The organism is Mesorhizobium sp. ES1-1, assembly GCF_020164785.1.
Classification (GTDB): Bacteria; Pseudomonadota; Alphaproteobacteria; order Rhizobiales; family Rhizobiaceae; genus Mesorhizobium.
On the sequence record NZ_JAIUGX010000010.1, the window covers coordinates 1 to 19,921 of the forward strand.

Here is a 19,921-nt window from a genome sequence, read left to right on the forward strand (position 1 = left end):
CGACCATCGCGCCGTCGACGGAGCGCTCGGCGCCGAACTGCTGGTCGCCTTCAAGCGGATGATCGAAAACCCGATGGGCATGCTGGTGTAGGGCGACAAGGCTGTACGAGAGACACCAGCCTTAGTCAAAAAATGCCGGAGGTCTCATATGGCCGTGGCGGGCTAAGGACGTCGGCTACAGCTAATACAACGGCCGGCCGTTGCCGCGTTGGGGACCTAACAAAGGCGGGTGAAACGGATGAAGACAGTTCTTTGCTATGGTGACTCGCTGACTTGGGGCTACAATGCCGAAGGACAGCGTCATGCCCTCGAGGACCGCTGGCCAAGCGTACTGCAGGCCGGACTCGGCGGCGGCGTCCAGGTCATCGCCGACGGCCTCAATGGCCGCACCACGGCCTTCGACGATCATCTGGCCGGAGCCGATCGCAATGGCGCCAGGGTACTACCCACGGTCCTGACGACCCACGCGCCACTCGATCTGATCGTCATCATGCTCGGCGCCAATGACATGAAGCCCTGGATCCACGGCAATCCGGTGGCGGCCAAGCAAGGCATCCAGAGGCTGATCGATATCGTCCGCGGCCATGACTATCCTTTCGACTGGCCGGCGCCGCAAATCCTCATCGTTTCGCCGCCTGTCGTCAGCCGCACCGAAAACGCCGACTTCAAGGAAATGTTCGCCGGCGGCGATGAGGCTTCGAAGCAGCTTGCCTCGCAATATGCCGCGCTGGCCGACGAAACGGGCTGCGGCTTCTTCGACGCCGGTACCGTGGCGCAGACCACACCGCTCGACGGAGTTCACCTCGATGCCGAAAACACCCGAAACATCGGCGAGGCGCTGACGCCGGTCGTGCGCGTCATGCTGGAATTGTGATTCAAGGAGAAAAATCGTGGCTGAGACCTACGACGTCATCATCATCGGCTCCGGGCCTGGCGGCTATGTCGCGGCGGTGCGGGCGGCTCAGCTCGGCCTCAAGACGGCGATCGTCGAGCGCGAGCATCTCGGCGGCATCTGCCTCAACTGGGGCTGTATCCCGACCAAGGCCCTGCTGCGCTCGGCCGAGATCATGCATTATTCCGACCATCTCAAGGACTATGGGCTGAAAATCGACGGCAAGGTCAGCGTCGACACAGCTGCCGTGGTCGACCGTTCTCGCAAGGTGTCGCTGCGCCTTAACAATGGCGTCGGCTTCCTGATGAAAAAGAACAAGGTCGATGTGATCTGGGGTGAAGCCAAACTCTCCAAGCCGGGCGAGGTTATCGTCTCGAAAACGGCCAAGAAGCCGATGGAGCCGCGGCCGCCAGTGCCAAAGGGCGTCAAGGGCGAGGGCACCTACAACGCCAAGCACATTATCCTGGCGACTGGTGCGCGGCCGCGTGCGCTACCCGGCATCGAGCCGGACGGCAAGCTGATCTGGACCTATTTCGAGGCGATGGTGCCGAAGGAGATGCCGAAGTCGCTGCTGGTAATGGGTTCGGGCGCTATCGGCATTGAATTCGCTTCGTTCTATCGCACGATGGGCGTCGACGTCACAGTGGTAGAGTTGCTGCCAGCCGTCATGCCGGTCGAGGACGCCGAGGTCTCGAAATTCGCGCAGAAGCAGTTCGAGAAGCAGGGCATGAAGATCATCCTGGAGGCCAAGGTGACCAAAGTCGAGAAATCGACCGATTCGATCACCGCGCATGTGCAGATGAAGGATGGCAGGGTCGAGAAGGTCACTGCTGACCGGATGATCTCGGCCGTCGGCGTGCAAGGCAATATCGAGAATCTCGGCTTGGAAGCGCTGAGTGTGAAGACGGATCGCGGGTGTGTGGTCGTCGACGGCTACGGCGCCACCAATGTTCCCGGGATCTACGCCATCGGCGATGTCGCCGGGCCGCCGATGCTTGCCCACAAGGCCGAGCATGAGGGCGTGGTGTGCGTCGAAAAGATCGCCAAATTCCCGGGCGTGCACGCGATCGACAAGCTCAAGATCCCCGGCTGCACCTACTGCAACCCGCAGGTAGCTTCGGTCGGCCTGACGGAGGCCAAGGCCCTGGCCGAAGGCAAGGAGGTTCGCGTTGGCCGTTTTCCCTTCGCCGCCAACGGCAAGGCGATCGCGCTGGGCGAAGACCAGGGCTTCATCAAGACCATCTTCGACAAGAAGACCGGTCAGCTGCTCGGCGCGCACATGGTCGGCGCCGAGGTCACCGAACTGATTCAGGGTTTTGTCGTCGCCATGAACCTCGAGACGACCGAGGAAGAGCTGATGCACACGATCTTCCCGCATCCGACGCTGTCGGAAATGATGAAGGAAAGCGTACTCGACGCCTATGGCCGCGCGTTAAACGCGTGATGGGATTGAATATGCCGGCGTGCATGGAACCCGACGGCATGGATGTTCGTTTGCGGATGCGTTTTTATCGTTCAAACAAGGAGAGGGTATATGGACGTGAACGGAGTGGGCTGGATCGCAGCCATCATCATCGGCGGCCTGGCAGGCTGGCTCGCCGAAATGGTCATGAAGAGCAATATGGGCATCTTCATGAACATCATCCTGGGTATCGTTGGCGCGGTCGTGCTGAACTTTATCCTGCAGGCTCTCAATATCGGTGTCTTCGGCGCCGGCTGGATAGCCTATCTGATCACCGGCTTCATCGGCGCCTGCCTGCTGATCGCGGTTGGCCGCATGGTGCGCCGCTAGTCCGACCAGACATCTGCCATGCGAAAAAGGCTGTTCCGGCATGCGCCGGAGCAGCCTTTTTCTTTGCGTCAAAAAGTCCTAGATGATGTTGCAATGCGAGCGCTGGATGTGCGGTCGCGAAGGAATCGGGTTTCCAGATGGTTACTGTCCTCGACACGATCGCCAATGCGCCGCGCTTGCGGCACCCGGAGAAGGCGCACAAGCCGGACCAGGACGTGCTGCGCAAGCCCGATTGGATCCGCGTCAAGGCGCCGATGTCCAAGGGCTATTCCGAGACTCGCGAGATCGTGAAGTCGCATAAGCTGGTGACAGTCTGCGAAGAGGCGGGCTGCCCCAACATCGGCGAGTGCTGGGAAAAGAAGCACGCGACCTTCATGATCATGGGCGAGATCTGCACGCGCGCCTGTGCGTTCTGCAACGTCGCCACCGGCATTCCGACCGCGCTCGATCCCGATGAGCCCGCCCGCGTCGCGCATGCCGTCAGACAGATGGGCCTGACCCATGTCGTCATCACTTCGGTGGATCGCGACGATCTGGCCGATGGCGGCGCCCGTCATTTCGCCGAGGTCATCCGAGCCATCAGGGCGGCGACGCCGTTGACGACGATCGAGATCCTGACGCCGGATTTCCTGCGCAAGGACGGCGCGCTGGAGATCGTCGTGGCGGCCAAGCCTGATGTGTTCAATCATAATCTCGAAACCGTGCCGTCGAACTATCTGACGGTTCGCCCCGGCGCCCGCTATTTTCATTCGATCCGGCTTTTGCAGCGGGTCAAGGAACTCGACCCTTCGATCTTCACCAAGTCCGGCATCATGGTCGGGTTGGGCGAGGAGCGGAACGAAATCCTGCAGCTGATGGACGATTTGCGCTCCGCCAATGTCGACTTCATGACGATCGGCCAGTATTTGCAGCCGTCGAAGAAACATCATCCGGTGATCCGCTTCGTCACGCCGGAGGAGTTCAAGTCTTTCGAGACGATCGGCCGGACCAAGGGCTTCCTGCTGGTTGCGTCGAGCCCGCTGACGCGCTCGTCGCATCACGCCGGCGACGACTTCGCCCGGTTGCGCGCGGCGCGCCAGGCGCTGCTCAAGAAATCAGCTTAACTCGCTGGTTTCATGCCGAAATTCGAAGCCATCCGCCGCGTTTCCCACACGCCTGGGGAGATGTTCGCACTGGTTGCGGATGTCGAGTCCTATCCGCAATTCCTGCCGCTTTGCGAAGCGCTGACGGTACGCTCGCGCAAGGAGCGCGATGGACGCACAGTACTCGTCGCCGACATGAGCATCGGTTACAAGGCGATCCGCGAGACGTTCACGACGCAAGTCCTCCTGAAGCCGGAGGAAAACACGATCGACGTGAAGTACATCGATGGGCCATTTAGATATCTGAGCAATGTCTGGCGGTTCGAGCCCGAGGGCACCGGCTGTGCAGTGCGCTTCTTCATCGACTACGAGTTCAAGAGCCGCATCCTGGGCGCGCTGATGGGGACGATGTTCGACCGCGCCTTCCGCATGTTCGCGGAGGCGTTCGAAAAACGCGCGGATGTCATTTACGGCGCCGCGCCACCCACCTGACGCTGGTCAAGCGCGCGCAAGCCAAGTTCCAGCGCATGGCGGACGGTTTCGCGGCGGATGAAATCGCGGCCTTCGTCGGCAAACAGCCTGTGTTCGGCGGTGACGGTTTCGCCCTTAAGCCCAACGCCGAACCATACCAGACCGACGGGCTTTTCCGCTGAACCGCCGCCCGGGCCGGCAATTCCGGTGACCGCCAGGGTCAGCCCGGCGGGAGAATTGGCGAGTGCCCCCTTGGCCATCTCGATCGCCGTCTCGCGGGAAACCGCGCCGTGCGCGTCGAGGGTGGCGGCTGACACGCCAAGCATGTCCATCTTGGCTTCGTTCGAATAGGTGATGAACCCGCGGTCGACGACGGCGGACGAGCCGGCGATGTCGGTGAGTGCCGCGATGATCATGCCGCCGGTGCAGCTTTCAGCCGTCGCCAGCATGATGCCGTGTTGCTGGCATGCCCTCAGCAGGGCGATCGCCAGATCCTTGTTGCTCATTCCGGAACCTCGCCGGGAAAAACCACGCTGGCGGTCGCGATTGCCGCTATGCCTTCCTCGCGCCCGACAAAGCCGAGCTTCTCATTGGTCGTCGCCTTGATCGAGATGCGATCGGGCGAAATTGCCAGCATTTGAGACAGGGCTGCCGTCATGGCTTCGCGATGAGGGCCGACGCGAGGCGCCTCGCAGATCAGCGTGATGTCGGCATTGGCGATGCGGCCGCCGCGATCGCGGACAATCCTTGCCGCATGTTCGACGAAGATTCGGGACGCGGCACCTTTCCACTGCGGATCGGATGGCGGGAAATGCGAGCCGATATCGCCGCTGCCGCAGGTCGCCAGCAGCGCGTCGGTCAGAGCATGGAGGCCGACATCTGCGTCGGAGTGGCCGGACAGCCTTTTGTCATGCGGAATAGCGACGCCACATAAAGTGACATGGTCGCCGGGCTCGAAGGCATGGACGTCGTAGCCATTTCCGGTGCGGATATCCGGGAACTGTGTCCGCCCCCCGGAGAGTCGCTCGTGCGCCATAGCTATGTCCCGTGCCCAGGTGAGTTTGACATTGTCCGGCGAGCCGGGAACGATCCTTACCGGAATGTCGGCCCATTCGGCGATCGAGGCGTCATCGGTAAAGTCCATCTTCCCAAGATGATGGGCTTTCTCATGCGCGGCAAGGATGGGCCAGAACGGGAAACCTTGCGGTGTCTGGGCCGCGTGAAGCCCGTCGCGAGGCACAGTTTCGCCGACCAGGCCGCTTGCCGCCTCGCGCTTCAGCGTGTCGGCGACGGGCAGGGCGGGCAGGGCCCCCTCGCGCTCACCGATGGCGGCGATGGTGCGATCGATCAACTCGGCGTCGACAAAGGGGCGGACTGCGTCGTGGATCAAGACCTGTCCCGGCGCCTGGCTGCGCAGGGCGAGCAATCCAAGCCGGACCGAGGCCTGCCTGGTTGCCCCGCCATCGATGGCGGTGACCCGCTCGACGTTGGCGCCGGCCGCCTGACGAAACAGATCGCGGTCGTCGGCATGGATGGCGACCACGACTTCGCCGGTCTGCGGATGGGCAAGAAATATCTCGAGCGTGTGCGCAATGACGGCCAAGCCGCCAATGTGCTGATATTGCTTCGGCCCATTGGCCTGCCCGGCGCGCGCGCCGCGGCCCGCCGCCACGATCAGCACCGCGACCTTGCCGCCCCTGCCGGAAGCCTGATCTTCGCTCACGTCCATCATGCCGATTGGCTTAGCGCACGATCCCGAAAAGTGTAATCGGTTTTCGGCAAGTTCGTGTGCCAAGTGTAAAGTTCAAAACGTCTTTCAGTGCGGCCTACTCTCTTGTGGTGCGGCCAAGGCGTGGGCGGGCAATTTCCCAATTGCGCCTCATTATGACGTCATTCCGCGTTGCGCTTCGAGATCAACATGGCTAGAGAATGTGCAACGAATGATTATGCTTGGTTTTTGTGCATGACTGATGTGAGCCTCTTGGCGGCGCCACTCTATGTCGGGGACGTGAAAATCCGCAATCGCGTGTTTCTAGCGCCAATGTCGGGCATTACCGACCAGCCGTTTCGCCAGCGCGCCCACGCGCATGGGGCCGGCTTGGTGGTGTCGGAAATGGTTGCGAGTGGCGAACTTGCCAAAGGCAGGGCGGGCTTCGATCTGCGCATACGTCATTCCGGGCTGCCCGTCCACATGGTGCAGCTTGCCGGCCGTGAAGCAGCGCATATGGCCGAAGCGGCGCGCATCGCCGCGGGCGAGGGTGCTGATATCGTCGACATCAATATGGGCTGCCCGGCCAAGAAGGTCACCGGCGGTTATGCCGGCTCCGCCCTGATGCTGGATCTCGACCATGCGCTGTCGCTGATCGATGCCGTGGTCGGTGCTATCGATGTTCCGGTGACGGTGAAGATGCGGCTGGGCTGGGACGAAGGCGCCCTCAACGCGCCGATGCTGGCGCGCCGGGCCGAACAGGCAGGCGTGAGAATGGTCACCGTGCATGGCCGCACACGTTGCCAGTTCTATCAGGGCAAGGCCGATTGGCGCGCCATCGCTCGGGTCAAGGAGGCGGTGTCCATACCGGTCGTTGCCAATGGCGATGTCTGCTCGCCGGTGGAAGCGAGAGCCATCCTCGATCAATCCGGCGCCGACGCCGTGATGGTCGGACGGGCGCATTATGGTGCGCCCTGGATCGCCGGCGCCATCGCAGCGGCAGCGTCAGGCGAGATGGCAGCAAATATCCCAACGACGTCCGCGGCCTTGGCCGACTACGTCATTGCCCACTATGAGGACATGCTGGCGCTTTATGGCGTCGAAAGCGGACTGCGCCAGGCGCGCAAGCACCTCGGCTGGTATCTCGACCGTCATGCCGCCGACGCCACTGCGGACCGCCGAAAAGCCATCCTCACCACATTCGAGCCCGCTCGGGTCATTGCGCTGCTGCGCGACGTGTTTTCAAGCGATCGGCAATCGCCGGACCTACGGAGCGCCGCATGAACGGCGCGGCAGGGCAGGGAGCCCAGATGGTGGACGCCGCCCAGATCGTCCTCAACACCATCCGCCGCCCGGTGATCATGATCAGCGAGGAGGGGTTCATCACCTTCGCCAACGCCGATGCGGAGGACTTCTTTCGCTCAAGCGCGACGATGCTGGCGCGCAATACGCTGTCCAAGCTCATCCCATTCGGCAGCCCGCTGCTCACGCTTGTCGACCAGGTGCGCGAGCGCAGGGCTCCCGTAAACGAATATCGGGTCGACGTGTCGTCGCCGCGCCTCGGCATTGAAAAGGTCGTCGATCTCTATGTCGCGCCGGTGACGGAATTCCCGGGCTCCGTGGTGGTGATGTTCCAGGAGCGCTCGATGGCTGACAAGATCGACCGGCAGATGACCCATCGGGGTGCAGCGCGCTCTGTGACGGGTCTGGCGGCCATGCTCGCCCACGAGATCAAGAACCCGCTTTCGGGCATCCGTGGCGCGGCGCAATTGCTTGAGCTCTCAGCCTCCGACGAGGACCGCGCGCTGACGCGGCTGATCACCGACGAGACCGATCGTATCGTGTCTCTGGTCGATCGCATGGAGGTGTTTTCGGATGAGCGGCCAATCGACCGCTACCCCGTCAACATCCATGTCGTCCTCGACCATGTGAAAGCAATCGCTAGAAACGGTTTTGCCAAGCGAATCAAGATCCTCGAAGATTATGATCCTTCGTTGCCTCCCGTTTTCGCCAACCGCGACCAGTTGATCCAGGTGTTTCTCAACCTGGTCAAGAACGCCGCCGAGGCCATAGGCAGCGACCCGCAGGGCGAAATCGTGCTGTCGACAGCGTTCCGGCCCGGCATTCGCGTTTCCGTGCCGGGCACGCAGGACCGCGTCTCACTGCCACTGGAATTCTGCGTCCGCGACAACGGGTCGGGCGTTTCGGAGGATATCCTGCCGATCCTGTTCGATCCCTTCATCACCACCAAGCCGAACGGCTCGGGGTTGGGCCTGGCGCTGGTTGCCAAGATCGTCGGCGAGCATGGCGGCATCATCGAATGCGAATCGACCCCGCGCGGCACCATTTTCCGGATCCTGATGCCGGCCTGGAAAGAAACACCATTCGCACTCGACGAAGACGGTGAAGGAGACCGCAAATGACGGTACGCGGCAATATTCTCGTCGCCGACGACGATGCGGCGATCCGCACTGTCCTCAACCAGGCCCTGTCGCGCGTCGGCCACGAGGTGCGCGTCACCTCCAACGCCTCGACCTTGTGGCGCTGGGTGGCGGCCGGCGAGGGCGATCTGGTCATCACCGACGTGGTGATGCCGGATGAGAATGCCTTCGACATGCTGCCGCGCATCAAGAAGGCGCGGCCGGAACTTCCAGTCATCGTCATGAGCGCCCAGAACACGTTCATGACGGCGATTCGCGCATCGGAGACCGGCGCCTATGAATATCTGCCGAAACCGTTTGACCTGACCGAACTGCTCAACATCGTCAACCGCGCGCTCTCGGAGCCGCGGCGCCCGAAGGTCGACCCACGACCGGAAGAACAGCCGGACGCGATGCCGCTGGTCGGGCGCTCGGCGGCCATGCAGGACATCTACCGCATGCTGGCGCGCATGATGCAGACCGACCTGACGGTGATGATCTCGGGCGAATCCGGCACCGGCAAGGAGCTGGTCGCCCGCGCCCTGCACGAATATGGCCGTCGTCGCGGCGGTCCTTTCGTTGCCATCAACATGGCTGCGATCCCTCGCGACCTGATCGAATCTGAACTGTTCGGTCACGAGAAGGGCGCCTTCACCGGGGCTCAGAACCGCTCCACCGGTCGCTTCGAACAGGCCGAGGGCGGCACGCTGTTCCTTGATGAGATCGGCGACATGCCGATGGAGGCTCAGACGCGGCTGTTGCGGGTCCTGCAGCAGGGCGAATACACGACGGTCGGCGGACGCACACCGATCAAGACCGACGTGCGCATTGTCGCTGCCACCAACAAGGACCTGCGCACTCTGATCAACCAGGGGCTTTTCCGCGAGGATCTTTTCTATCGTCTGAACGTGGTGCCGCTCAGGCTGCCGGCGTTGCGCGAACGATCCGAGGACGTACCCGACTTGGTCCGCCACTTCTTTAAGCTAGGCGAAACGGAAGGCCTGCAGACCAAGCGAATTTCGTCCGGCGGGATCGAATTGATGAAGCGTTACCCGTGGCCGGGCAATGTGCGCGAGTTGGAAAACCTCGTTCGCAGGCTGGCCGCGCTTTATTCGCAGGACGAGATTTCGGCCGAGATCATCGAGGCCGAACTCAAGACCGGCGAGCGCCCGGTCGTGCCGGGCGGCGGCAACCTCATTCCCGACGACCTCTCCATCGGCCAGGCGGTCGAACATTTCCTGCAACGCTACTTCGCTTCTTTTGCCGGCGAACTGCCGCCTGCAGGCCTCTACCAACGCATACTGTCGGAGGTCGAATACCCGCTGGTCCTCGCCTCGATGACGGCGACTCGGGGAAACCAGATCAAGGCAGCCGAGCTGCTCGGGCTGAACCGCAACACGCTGCGCAAGAAAATCCGCGAACTGGGCGTCAACGTCTACAAATCCTCGCGCCAGCCCTGACCATCCTCTTTTCGGGGGAGTAGACCCCCGAAAGAGTTCCGTTGCGGTCACACTTGTTGCATAATCGCCACAATGCGTTGCATACATCCGACGCAATCAATGGCTCTAGACGGCGACATGGCTTCGCAGGCACCTACACGCAACGAACCGCTTTTCAGCGAGCCCGCCACGCGCGACGGGCGCCGACTGCTTGCGCTGCCCGGCGTGATCGCGGTGGCCGGCGCGCTGGTAACGGCGGCGATCTCGTTCACCATCCTGGTCGGAGCCACACCGATCACACCGGACGAGTCGACGACGTTGGCGCTCATTGCTCTCAATGCCGCCTTCGTCCTGGCTCTCACCGCGCTGGTCGGCCGCGAGGTGCACCGCATCCTGATGGCGCGTCGGCACGGCAAGGCGGCCTCGCGGCTGCACGTTCGCATCGTCGCCATGTTCGCGCTGGTGGCCGCCATTCCGGCGATCATGGTGGCCATCATCGCGTCGATCACGCTAGACATCGGTCTAGACCGCTGGTTCGAAATTCGTACCAAGACGATCGTCAATTCGTCGCTGTCGATCGCCGACGCATACGTCCAGGAAAACGCCCGCAACCTGCAGGGCACCACTCTGTCGATGGCCTATGATCTCGATGCGTCGCGCTCGCTCTACGGTCTCGATCGCACCGGCTTTCTCGACCTCATGAACAAGGAAGCCGTCGGGAGGTCGCTGGCTCACGCCGCGCTGATCAAGCCCGACGGCTCCTTCGTCATGAGCGCCAAGACGGACACGACTTTTGCCATGCCGGAGCCGCCCGAAGGCGCGGTGGCGAGCGCGGCGGACGGCAAGCCGGTTCTGATCGAGCCGAAGACGCGCAACATCATGGGCGCCATTGTCAAGCTGCGCGAGATCGAAGGGCTCTATCTCTACACCATCCGCCTCGTCGACCCGGAGGTGATCAAGGCGCGCCAGATCGTCAGGTCCAACACCGACGAATATCGTGGCCTTGAGGACAATCGCCGCACTTCGCAGGTTGCCTTCGCGCTGCCCTATCTGTCGCTGACGCTGATCATCATCCTGTCGGCGATCTGGACTGGTATCGCCGTCGCCGACCGCCTGGTTCGACCCATCCGGCAGTTGATCGGCGCTGCCGACGAGGTCGCGACCGGCAATCTCGACGTGGCGGTTCCCGTCAGGCCTTCGGACGGCGACGTCGCGTCGCTCGGCGATACATTCAACAAGATGCTGCTGGAACTGAAATCGCAGCGCAACGAGATCCTTTCGGCCAAGGATCTGATCGACGAGCGGCGGCGCTTTTCGGAAGCGGTGCTCGCTGGCGTCACCGCCGGCGTCATCGGCGTCGATCCCTACGGCATCGTCTCCATCGTCAACCGTTCAGCCGAATCGATGCTGGCCATATCGGCCAGCGCGGCCCTCGGACAGAACCTCTCCGCCGTGCTGCCGCATGTCGGCCGGGTCTTCGAGATCGGCCGCAAGTCCGGCAAGCCTGTCTATCGCGAGCAGGTGACCTTCTATCGCGCCGGTGCCGAGCGGACCTTCAACGTGCAGATCACCATCGAGGCCGGGAACAGCGATTCAGAGGAAAAATCCTATGTGGTGACGATCGATGACATCACCGATCTGGTCCAGGCCCAGCGCTCGTCAGCATGGGCCGACGTGGCGCGTCGCATCGCCCACGAGATCAAGAACCCGTTGACGCCGATCCAGCTTTCGGCCGAGCGCATCAGGCGCCGCTTCGGCAAGGTCATCACCGAGGATCGCGAGATTTTCGATCAATGCACGGACACCATCATAAGGCAGGTCGAGGATATCGGCCGGATGGTCGATGAATTCTCGGCCTTCGCGCGCATGCCCAAGCCTGAGATGAAGGCCATAGACCTGCGCGAATCCCTGCGCGAGGCGTCCTTCCTGGTCGAAGTCAGCCGTGCCGACATTGCTTTCGAACGCGTATTCGGGACCGAGCCGCTCAAGGGGACCTTCGACAGCCGCCTGATGGCGCAGGCTTTCGGCAATGTGATCAAGAACGCCGCCGAGGCCATCGACGGGCTGGAACAGAAGGATGGTTCGCACGGCATAATCCGGATTCAAGCGGGGCGTCAGAATGGCGCCATCCGAATCGATGTCATCGACAATGGCAAAGGCCTGCCGCGCGAGAATCGCCAAAGGCTGCTCGAGCCCTATATGACCACGCGTGAAAAGGGCACCGGGCTCGGCCTCGCTATCGTCAAGAAGATCGTGGAAGACCATGGCGGCAGGCTGGAACTCCACGACGCGCCGGCCGATTTCCACAATGGGCGAGGCGCGATGATCAGCATCATCCTGCCGCCCGCCGCCGCCGTCGCTCCACGCGGCGAAAGCAGGGACGAGAACGAACGAGAAACTGAAAAGGTCGGTAATGGCGTCTGATATTCTTATCGTCGATGACGAGGAAGACATCCGTGAACTCGTCGCGGGCATATTGAGCGACGAAGGTCACGAGACCCGCACTGCTTTCGATGCCGACAGCGCTCTGGCTGCGATAGCGGACCGCGCGCCGCGGCTGATTTTCCTCGACATCTGGCTGCAGGGCTCGCGCCTTGACGGCCTGGCCTTGCTGGACGAAATCAAGACCATGCACCCGACCTTGCCAGTGGTCATGATCTCGGGCCACGGCAATATCGAAACCGCGGTCTCGGCCATCCGTCGCGGCGCCTATGACTTCATCGAGAAGCCGTTCAAGGCGGACAGGCTCATCCTGATCGCCGAGCGAGCGCTCGAAACCTCGAAATTGCGGCGCGAGGTTTCCGACCTCAAGCAGCGCAGCGGCGAGACGTTCGATCTGATCGGCATGTCATCGGCGATGAGCCAGCTGCGCCAAACTATCGAGCGCGTCGCGCCAACCAACAGCCGTGTGATGATCATCGGTCCTTCGGGGTCGGGCAAGGAATTGGCAGCACGCGCCATCCACACGCTGTCGGCGCGCAAATCGGCGCCGTTCGTGACGCTGAGCGCCGCCAACATCACGCCTGAACGCATGGAAGTGGAGCTATTCGGCACCGAATCAAACGGCGTCGAGCGTAAGGTCGGCGCACTCGAAGAGGCCCATCGCGGCATTCTCTACATCGACGAAGTGGCCGACATGCCGCGCGAAACGCAAAACAAGATCCTGCGCGTGCTGGTCGAACAGCAGTTCGAACGGGTAGGGGGCACCAAGCGCGTCAAGGTCGACGTCCGCATCATCTCCTCGACCTCGCAGAATCTCGAGGCGATGATCGCCGATGGGCGTTTCCGCGAGGACCTTTACCACCGCCTCGCCGTGGTTCCGGTGATGGTGCCGGGGCTGGCCGAGCGGCGCGAGGATATCCCCTACCTCGTCGACAATTTCATGAAGCAGATCGCCCGCCAGGCCGGCATCAAGCCGCGCCGCATCGGCGACGACGCACTCGCCGTGCTGCAGGCGCACAACTGGCCGGGCAATGTCCGCCAGTTGCGCAATAATGTCGAGCGGCTGATGATCCTGGCGCGCGGCGACGATGTCGACGCGCCTATCACCGCCGACCTGTTGCCGGCCGAGATCGGCGATGTCATGCCGCGCACGCCGAACCAGTCGGACCAGCACATCATGGCGCTGCCGCTCCGCGAGGCGCGCGAACAGTTCGAGAAGGACTATCTGATCGCCCAGATCAACCGGTTCGGCGGCAACATCTCGAAGACCGCCGAGTTCATCGGAATGGAGCGCTCGGCCTTGCACCGCAAGTTGAAGTCATTGGGCGTCTGATCCCGCCCGAAGGCCGTTCAGTGCGCTTGTGCCAACCATTTGCCGGTTACGGCAGCCGTGGAATCGCATAAGAACGCTGGAGAATTCTCCAGGGGTCGCCAATGCCGCGCATAGCCTATGTCAACGGGCGCTACGTCGCCCATGCGGACGCATCCGTGCACATAGAGGACAGAGGCTACCAGTTTGCCGACGGCGTCTACGAGGTCTGCGAAGTGGCGCGGGGCTTCATCGTCGACATGCCGCGCCACCTTGCTCGCTTGAACCGCTCGCTGTCCGAATTGTCGATCGCCTGGCCAGTCACACCGGGGGTGCTGCCGCTCATCCTGCGCGAGGTGGTCAACCGCAACCACGTCACCAATGGCCTGGTCTATGTTCAGGTCACGCGCGGCGTCGCAAGTCGCGATTTCGTCTTCCCGTCGGTGAATACCAAGCCGGCGCTGGTCGTCACCGCCAGGAAAATCGATCCAACAGCCGGTCCAAAGCGCGCCGAAACCGGCATCGCCGTCATTACCGTGCCGGAAAACCGGTGGGACAGGGTCGATATCAAGACGGTCGGATTGCTGCCCAATGTGTTGGCCAAGCAGAAGGCCAGGGAAGCCGGGGCACAGGAGGCTTGGTTCGTCGACACAGAGGGCAACGTCAAGGAGGGCGGCTCCTCAAATGCCTGGATCGTCACGCGCGACGGGGTGCTCGTGACCAGGCCCGCCGAGCATGGCATTTTGCGCGGTATAACCCGCACAACGATGTTCGAAGTGGCGGCCAAACTCGGGCTCAAGATCGAGGAGCGTGGCTTTTCTGTCGCCGAGGCCAAGGCTGCGCGCGAGGCGTTCATCAGTTCGGCGACGACCATTGCAATGCCGGTCGTGAGCATCGACGGGGATTCGGTCGCCAATGGACATCCCGGCTCGGTAACACTTTCGTTGCGGCAAGCCTTTTTTGACATTGCGGAAAAAAGTCCAGCCTGATAACCGCACAGGTGGAATGAACATCAATATATCTCGTTCTGCTTGTCGTTACTGACGACAAGATGGTGTTTGCGAGCTTGACATGCGCCCGACAATTTGGCGCATTGGTTTGCAAACCGAAGGGGATCGGCGAAAGCAAGAACAATGGCGGAACGATCGCAAAACCTTCAGGACCTGTTCCTGAATTCAGTTCGCAAGAGCAAGAATCCACTCACCATCTTCCTGATCAACGGCGTGAAGCTGACCGGCGTCGTCACTTCCTTCGACAATTTCTGTGTCCTGCTGCGCCGTGACGGCCATTCGCAACTCGTCTACAAGCACGCCATTTCCACGATCATGCCGAGCCAGCCGGTTCAGATGTTCGATGGCGAGGAAAGCCAGGGCGCCTGATTGGCACGTGAGAAAGACGCGGACGGTACGGTCCGCGGCAAACCAACCCATCATCCTGGGACGGAAGCCAAGGGTCCGACCCGGGCTGTTGTCATCGTGCCTGTGCTTACCCGCCAGCCGCGTGGCGACGACGAGACAAACAGGCCGCGGCTGGCGCGATCGGCCGATGCCCGGCACGACGAGGCGGTGGGGCTCGCCCGCGCCATCAACCTCGACCCGATCCACACGGCGGTGGTGACCGTCAACGACCCGCGCCCGGCAACCCTGCTCGGCAGCGGCAAGGTCGCGGAGTTCGCAGAAATTGTCAGGGAAAACCATGCGGAACTGGTCATCGTCGACCATCCGCTGACGCCCGTACAGCAGCGCAATCTTGAAAAGGAACTGAACGCCAAGGTGCTTGACCGCACCGGACTGATCCTCGAAATCTTTGGCGAGCGGGCCCGCACCAAGGAAGGCACGCTGCAGGTCGAGCTTGCCCATCTCAACTACCAGAAGGGACGCCTGGTCCGCAGCTGGACCCATCTGGAACGCCAGCGTGGCGGTGCCGGCTTCCTTGGTGGACCCGGTGAGACCCAGATCGAATCCGACCGGCGCCAATTGCAGGAAAAGATCATCAAGCTAAAACACGAGCTGGAAACGGTGCGCCGCACACGCGACCTGCATCGGGCCAAACGCAAGAAGGTGCCGTTCCCGGTGGTGGCCATCGTAGGTTACACCAATGCCGGCAAATCGACGCTCTTCAACAGGCTGACCGGAGCCGACGTACTGGCGCAGGACATGCTGTTCGCGACGCTCGATCCAACGCTGCGCCGCGTGCGCCTGCCGCACGGCACGCCGATCATCCTTTCGGATACGGTGGGCTTCATCTCCGACCTGCCGACACATTTGATCGCGGCCTTCCGGGCGACGCTTGAAGAAGTCGTCGAGGCGGACCTCGTCATTCACCTGCGTGATATTTCCGATCCCGACACGGCTGCCCAGGCCGACGATGTCGAGCGCATCCTGGCCGATCTCGGTGTCGACGCGGGTGATCCCAAGCGGGTCATCGAAGTCTGGAACAAGATCGACCGGCTGGATGAAGGCAACAGGAGCCGCCTGCTCGCCGATGGCGCCGACGCCAGCAAGGCGCCGCCGGTGGCAGTGTCGGCGGTGACAGGCGAGGGGATCGATGCGCTGAAGGCGATCATCGAGACGCGCATGGCGGGCGAGCTTGAAGACCTCACGGTAACCATCGCGCCGGCCCAGTTTGGCGTCGTCGACTGGCTTTACCGTAACGGCGACGTCACCTCGCGCACCGACAATGACGATGGCGGAACGACCATCACACTCAAGGTCACGGCAAGCGCGCGCGAAGAGATCGAAAGCAGGTTGCGTCGCAGAGGTCAGGCGTAGCCGCGTAGAGACGCCGCGCGCTACTTTGCGGTCTTTGCCTGCTGCCAGAGCGCTTCCATCTCGGCCAGGCTGGCGTTTTCCAGCGTGTTGCCGGATTCCCCCAAAGCCTTTTCGACATAGTGGAAACGCGTGCGGAATTTCTCGTTGGTACCGCTCAACGCCGCTTCGGCATCGATTTTGAGGTGTCGCCCGAGATTGACCACGGCAAACAACATGTCGCCGAACTCGTCCTTGATCGAGTCGGAGTCGCCCTTTGCCAACGCCTTGCGCAATTCGCCGATCTCTTCCTCGATCTTGTCGAGGATGGGAGCTGCCTCGCTCCAGTCGAAACCGACGCGCGCGGCCTTCTCCTGAAGCTTCAGCGCTCGTGTGAGCGCGGGCAGGGCGACCGGTACGCTGTCCAGGAAGCCCTTGCCATTATCCTCGGGGTCAAGACCGCGCGCCAGGCGGGCTGTGCGCTTTTCAGCCTTCTCCTGCGCCTTGATCGCTTCCCACATGCCTTTGGCCATGCCAGCGCTGCGCGCCTTCTCATCGCCGAAGACATGCGGGTGGCGGCGGATCATCTTCGTCGTGATCGCCTGGACCACGTCGGGGAAGGCGAATGCACCGGCCTCCTCGGCCATTTGTGCGTGATAGACGACCTGCAGCAGCAGGTCGCCGAGTTCGTCGCGCAGATCATCAAGATCTCCACGGGCGATGGCATCGGCCACCTCATAGGCTTCCTCTATCGTATAGGGCGCTATGGTCGAGAAGTCCTGTTCGATGTCCCAGGGACAGCCGGTCTTCGGCTCCCGCAGCGCCGCCATGATCTCGATCAGGCGCGACATGTCCTTCGATGGTTTCATGGAGCAGATGCTATCGCGCCGTTGGCCACGCGGCCAACGCTGTCGCCGGGTGCCGGCGTCTTGTCCACAGTTGCGCGACCAGCCTTGTCAGTCGAGTACGGAGACAATCGCCTTGGCGAGTTCATCCATGCGGTCCTCGGGCAGGCCCGCCACGTTGATGCGGCTGTCGCCGACCATATAGACGCCATGCTCTACACGCAGCCGCTCGACCTGCGCTTCCGTGAGGCCCAGGCGCGAGAACATACCGCGATGGCTGGCGACGAAGTCGAAGCGGTCAGAGTTGGACTGCCGGCGCAGCGCCTCGGCGAACTGCACACGCAGCCTCAGCATGCGCAGGCGCATCTCTTCAAGTTCGGCTTCCCAGTCGGCGCGCAATGCATCGTCTTCCAGCACGATGCGAACGGCAGCAGCTCCATGGTCCGGCGGCATGGAATACATGGCGCGCGCCGCCGACAGCATCTGGCTCATCGCGACGTCGGCTTGGCCGCCATCCTTGGCAAGGATCATCGCGGCGCCGACGCGGTCGCGATAGACGGCGAAATTCTTGGAGCAGCTGGAGGCGACGACCATTTCAGGGACCTTGGCGGCCAGCAGACGCAGGCCGAGGGCGTCCGCCTCCAGGCCATCGCCGAAGCCCTGATAGGCAATGTCGACAAACGGCAGCAGGCCGCGCTCTACGACCAGATCGGTGACGGCCTGCCACTGAGCCGCGTCGAGATTGGCGCCGGTCGGGTTGTGGCAGCAGCCATGCAGCATCACCACGTCGCCGTCGCTGGCCGTGCGCAGCGCCGCCAGCATGTCGTCGAAACGGACCGCGCCCGAGGCGGCATCGAAATAGGGGTATTCGCGGATCTGCAGGCCGGCCGCACGCATCACCGGCATATGGTTCGGCCATGTCGGATCCGATAGCCAGACCGTTGGGTCAGATCGCGTGCGCTTGAGCAGTTCGGCGACCAGGCGCAGCGCACCGGAGCCGCCAGGCGCCTGAGCGGCGCGGATGCGCGTCATGTCGGCACCGAGCCCGAAGGCCAGCTTGACCATAGCAGTGTTGAAGCCGGTATCCCCGGCAAGGCCGAGATAGGTCTTTGTATCCTGGGCCTGCAGCAGCCGCTTCTCTGCCTCGCGCACCGCGCGCATGACTACGGTCTTGCCGTCGCGACCCTTATAGACGCCGACACCGAGGTCGACCTTGTCCGGACGGGGATCGGCACGATAGAGGCCGATCAAGGCAAGGATCTTGTCGGCGGGAGCCGGCTTCAGGTCTTCGAACATCGCTATGGTTCCGTTGGCGCGGCGGAGTGATACGCAAATCGGACGTGATGCACCAGCGGTTTCAGTTACGCCAAAGCCGATGCGGTACGTCCCACGATGATCTGCACTGCCGCACCGCGCGGAAGAAAACTGGCGTCGCCGGGATTAAAATCCCCACATGCTCCGTAAACAGAGCATGAAACGGTCGATGCCACGCTTTGACATCATAGGACAGCTCGGGTCGTTGCGCCGCTACGCACGTTCCTTGACGCGCGACGGCACCGACGCGGAGGACCTCGTGCACGACGCGCTGGTGCGCGCCTATGAACGGCGCGACACCTTTCGCGCGGGCGGCGACCTGCGCGCCTGGCTGCTGTCGATCGTCCACAATGCCTTCATCGATCGCATGCGGTCACGCCGCTCGGAAGCAGCGCGTATCGAGCAGGCGGCTCACCTGGCCGACAGCAGCATGCCGCCGCCGCAGGAACATTCGTTGCGGCTGGCGCAGGTGCAAGAGGCGTTTTTCAACCTGCCGGAAGAGCAGCGCTCGGCACTGCACCTCGTCGCCATCGAAGGGCTGTCCTACCAGCAGGCCGCCGCTGCCAGCGGAGTACCGCTGGGCACCTTGATGTCGCGGATCGGCAGGGCGAGGGCCGCTTTGCGCGAAATGGAGGACTCTGGTCCTTCGATGTCGAAAAATCATCTCAGGGTCGTCGGAGGTCCTTCATGACTGCAAATGATCCCGTGACCGATGCCGATCTCGACGCCTATGTCGATGATCAGCTCGATGCCACCCGGCGAATCGAGGTCGAGGCATTCCTAGCGGCCCGCCCCGAGACCGCGGCCCGCGTCATGTCGGACCTTAGAACGCGGGACGAGTTGCGCGTCGCGCTCGCAGATTCGAAGGGCATGGCGCGGCCGGCAACCGCCGAGGCCGCGCGGCGGCTCGAGAGGGGGCTTGCGCGGGGTCGTGTCTTCACGGCGCTGCAGCGCGCGGCCACTGTTGCACTTCTGGTGGGGGCGGGCTGGCTGGCCAACGGCGTTATCGGGCCGATGTCGGTGACCAAGGTCGTCGCCTCGCCGCAGCCACCGGCCTATGTCGATGAAGCGATCCGGGCGCACAGGACGACCCTGGTTCGGGAGACCATGCCTTCGCAGCCTGAGGCGCCCAACTACAACGCCGGCGAGATCCGCGCCGCGACAGCCATCGTCATGCCAACGCTGCCAGCGGGCTGGAAGGTTCGCGATGTGCAGATCTATCCATCGCGCTTCGGTCCGAGCGTCGAGGTGGCGGTCGATACCAAGAATATGGGGCTGGTTTCCCTCTTTGCGATCCGCCCAGGCACCTTCGACGTCGTCAAGCCGACCGTGGCCCCCTCCGGCGAAATTTCATCGGCCTATTTCCAGGTCGGTGAAGTCGCCTACGCAGTGGTTGCGCAGGGAGAGGCGAGGGCTCTGGATCAAGCTGCCGAGACGCTTGCCAAGACGCTTTACTGACC

The 19,921-nt window shown here is 62.7% G+C and carries 20 protein-coding genes; 16 read left to right on the top strand and 4 right to left on the bottom strand.

Annotation, left to right across the window (positions count from 1 at the left end):
• The 6 genes from LB513_RS17560 to LB513_RS17585 form a co-directional block, all read left to right on the top strand.
• Positions 1-91: 2-oxo acid dehydrogenase subunit E2 (locus LB513_RS17560; RefSeq protein WP_224664993.1), on the top strand; the 91-nt coding region annotated here is incomplete at its 5' end.
• A gap of 147 nt (positions 92-238) precedes the next feature.
• Entirely contained in the window at positions 239-874 is a 636-nt protein-coding gene (locus tag LB513_RS17565) for an SGNH/GDSL hydrolase family protein (protein ID WP_224664771.1), read from the top strand.
• A 16-nt stretch (positions 875-890) separates the two neighbouring features.
• Positions 891-2,336, top strand: coding sequence for a dihydrolipoyl dehydrogenase (gene lpdA, locus LB513_RS17570; RefSeq protein ID WP_224664772.1), 1,446 nt, complete (start codon positions 891-893; stop codon positions 2,334-2,336).
• A 90-nt stretch (positions 2,337-2,426) separates the two neighbouring features.
• Positions 2,427-2,684, top strand: a complete 258-nt coding sequence (locus LB513_RS17575) for a GlsB/YeaQ/YmgE family stress response membrane protein (RefSeq protein ID WP_224664773.1) — start codon at positions 2,427-2,429, stop codon at positions 2,682-2,684.
• 137 nt (positions 2,685-2,821) lie between these two features.
• Positions 2,822-3,787 (top strand): lipoyl synthase, encoded by a 966-nt coding sequence (gene lipA, locus LB513_RS17580; protein ID WP_224664774.1) that lies wholly within the window; start codon positions 2,822-2,824, stop codon positions 3,785-3,787.
• 12 nt (positions 3,788-3,799) lie between these two features.
• Positions 3,800-4,258 carry a type II toxin-antitoxin system RatA family toxin gene (locus LB513_RS17585; RefSeq protein ID WP_224664775.1) on the top strand — a complete coding sequence of 153 codons (459 nt, stop codon included), beginning with the start codon at positions 3,800-3,802 and terminating at the stop codon, positions 4,256-4,258.
• On the opposite strand, the gene LB513_RS17590 is transcribed toward LB513_RS17585, so the two are convergent.
• Entirely contained in the window at positions 4,234-4,743 is a 510-nt protein-coding gene (locus LB513_RS17590; RefSeq protein WP_224664776.1) for a CinA family protein, read from the bottom strand. The two genes, LB513_RS17585 and LB513_RS17590, sit on opposite strands and share 25 nt — an antisense overlap.
• Positions 4,740-5,969, bottom strand: a complete 1,230-nt coding sequence (locus LB513_RS17595; protein WP_411962716.1) for a bifunctional 2-C-methyl-D-erythritol 4-phosphate cytidylyltransferase/2-C-methyl-D-erythritol 2,4-cyclodiphosphate synthase — start codon at positions 5,967-5,969, stop codon at positions 4,740-4,742. The genes LB513_RS17590 and LB513_RS17595 overlap by 4 nt, the downstream gene beginning before the upstream one ends.
• Positions 5,970-6,200: 231 nt before the next feature.
• On the opposite strand from LB513_RS17595, the gene dusB reads away from it, so the two are divergent.
• From dusB to hflX, 8 genes are all read left to right on the top strand, one after another.
• Positions 6,201-7,229, top strand: a complete 1,029-nt coding sequence (gene dusB, locus LB513_RS17600; protein ID WP_224664777.1) for a tRNA dihydrouridine synthase DusB — start codon at positions 6,201-6,203, stop codon at positions 7,227-7,229.
• Positions 7,226-8,368, top strand: coding sequence for a two-component system sensor histidine kinase NtrB (locus tag LB513_RS17605; RefSeq protein ID WP_224664778.1), 1,143 nt, complete (start codon positions 7,226-7,228; stop codon positions 8,366-8,368). The genes dusB and LB513_RS17605 overlap by 4 nt, the downstream gene beginning before the upstream one ends.
• A complete protein-coding gene (gene ntrC / locus LB513_RS17610; protein ID WP_224664779.1) occupies positions 8,365-9,825 on the top strand; it encodes a nitrogen regulation protein NR(I) in 1,461 nt (486 codons plus the stop codon). The genes LB513_RS17605 and ntrC overlap by 4 nt, the downstream gene beginning before the upstream one ends.
• Before the next feature lie 117 nt (positions 9,826-9,942).
• The gene (locus LB513_RS17615) at positions 9,943-12,228 is read left to right on the top strand and encodes a sensor histidine kinase NtrY-like (protein WP_224664780.1); all 2,286 of its coding nucleotides are present in this window, start codon (positions 9,943-9,945) and stop codon (positions 12,226-12,228) included.
• Entirely contained in the window at positions 12,218-13,579 is a 1,362-nt protein-coding gene (locus tag LB513_RS17620) for a sigma-54-dependent transcriptional regulator (protein ID WP_224664781.1), read from the top strand. The genes LB513_RS17615 and LB513_RS17620 overlap by 11 nt, the downstream gene beginning before the upstream one ends.
• Before the next feature lie 101 nt (positions 13,580-13,680).
• Positions 13,681-14,544, top strand: coding sequence for a D-amino-acid transaminase (locus LB513_RS17625; protein ID WP_224664782.1), 864 nt, complete (start codon positions 13,681-13,683; stop codon positions 14,542-14,544).
• Positions 14,545-14,688: 144 nt separating this feature from the next.
• The gene (gene hfq, locus LB513_RS17630; protein WP_006202172.1) at positions 14,689-14,934 is read left to right on the top strand and encodes an RNA chaperone Hfq; all 246 of its coding nucleotides are present in this window, start codon (positions 14,689-14,691) and stop codon (positions 14,932-14,934) included.
• Entirely contained in the window at positions 14,935-16,326 is a 1,392-nt protein-coding gene (gene hflX, locus LB513_RS17635; RefSeq protein WP_224664783.1) for a GTPase HflX, read from the top strand. It begins immediately after the preceding gene.
• A gap of 20 nt (positions 16,327-16,346) precedes the next feature.
• Here hflX and mazG read toward each other — a convergent pair whose 3' ends face one another.
• Positions 16,347-17,171, bottom strand: coding sequence for a nucleoside triphosphate pyrophosphohydrolase (mazG, locus tag LB513_RS17640; protein ID WP_224664784.1), 825 nt, complete (start codon positions 17,169-17,171; stop codon positions 16,347-16,349).
• A gap of 87 nt (positions 17,172-17,258) precedes the next feature.
• Positions 17,259-18,443 carry an aromatic amino acid transaminase gene (locus tag LB513_RS17645; protein ID WP_224664785.1) on the bottom strand — a complete coding sequence of 395 codons (1,185 nt, stop codon included), beginning with the start codon at positions 18,441-18,443 and terminating at the stop codon, positions 17,259-17,261.
• Between the two features lie 175 nt (positions 18,444-18,618).
• Here LB513_RS17645 and LB513_RS17650 point away from each other — a divergent pair, with 175 nt between their 5' ends.
• The gene (locus LB513_RS17650; RefSeq protein ID WP_411962720.1) at positions 18,619-19,152 is read left to right on the top strand and encodes a sigma-70 family RNA polymerase sigma factor; all 534 of its coding nucleotides are present in this window, start codon (positions 18,619-18,621) and stop codon (positions 19,150-19,152) included.
• Complete coding sequence (locus tag LB513_RS17655; protein ID WP_224664787.1) at positions 19,149-19,919, top strand: anti-sigma factor family protein; 771 nt, start codon at positions 19,149-19,151, stop codon at positions 19,917-19,919. Before LB513_RS17650 ends, LB513_RS17655 begins: the two co-directional genes overlap by 4 nt.
• Positions 19,920-19,921: the final 2 nt, after the last annotated feature.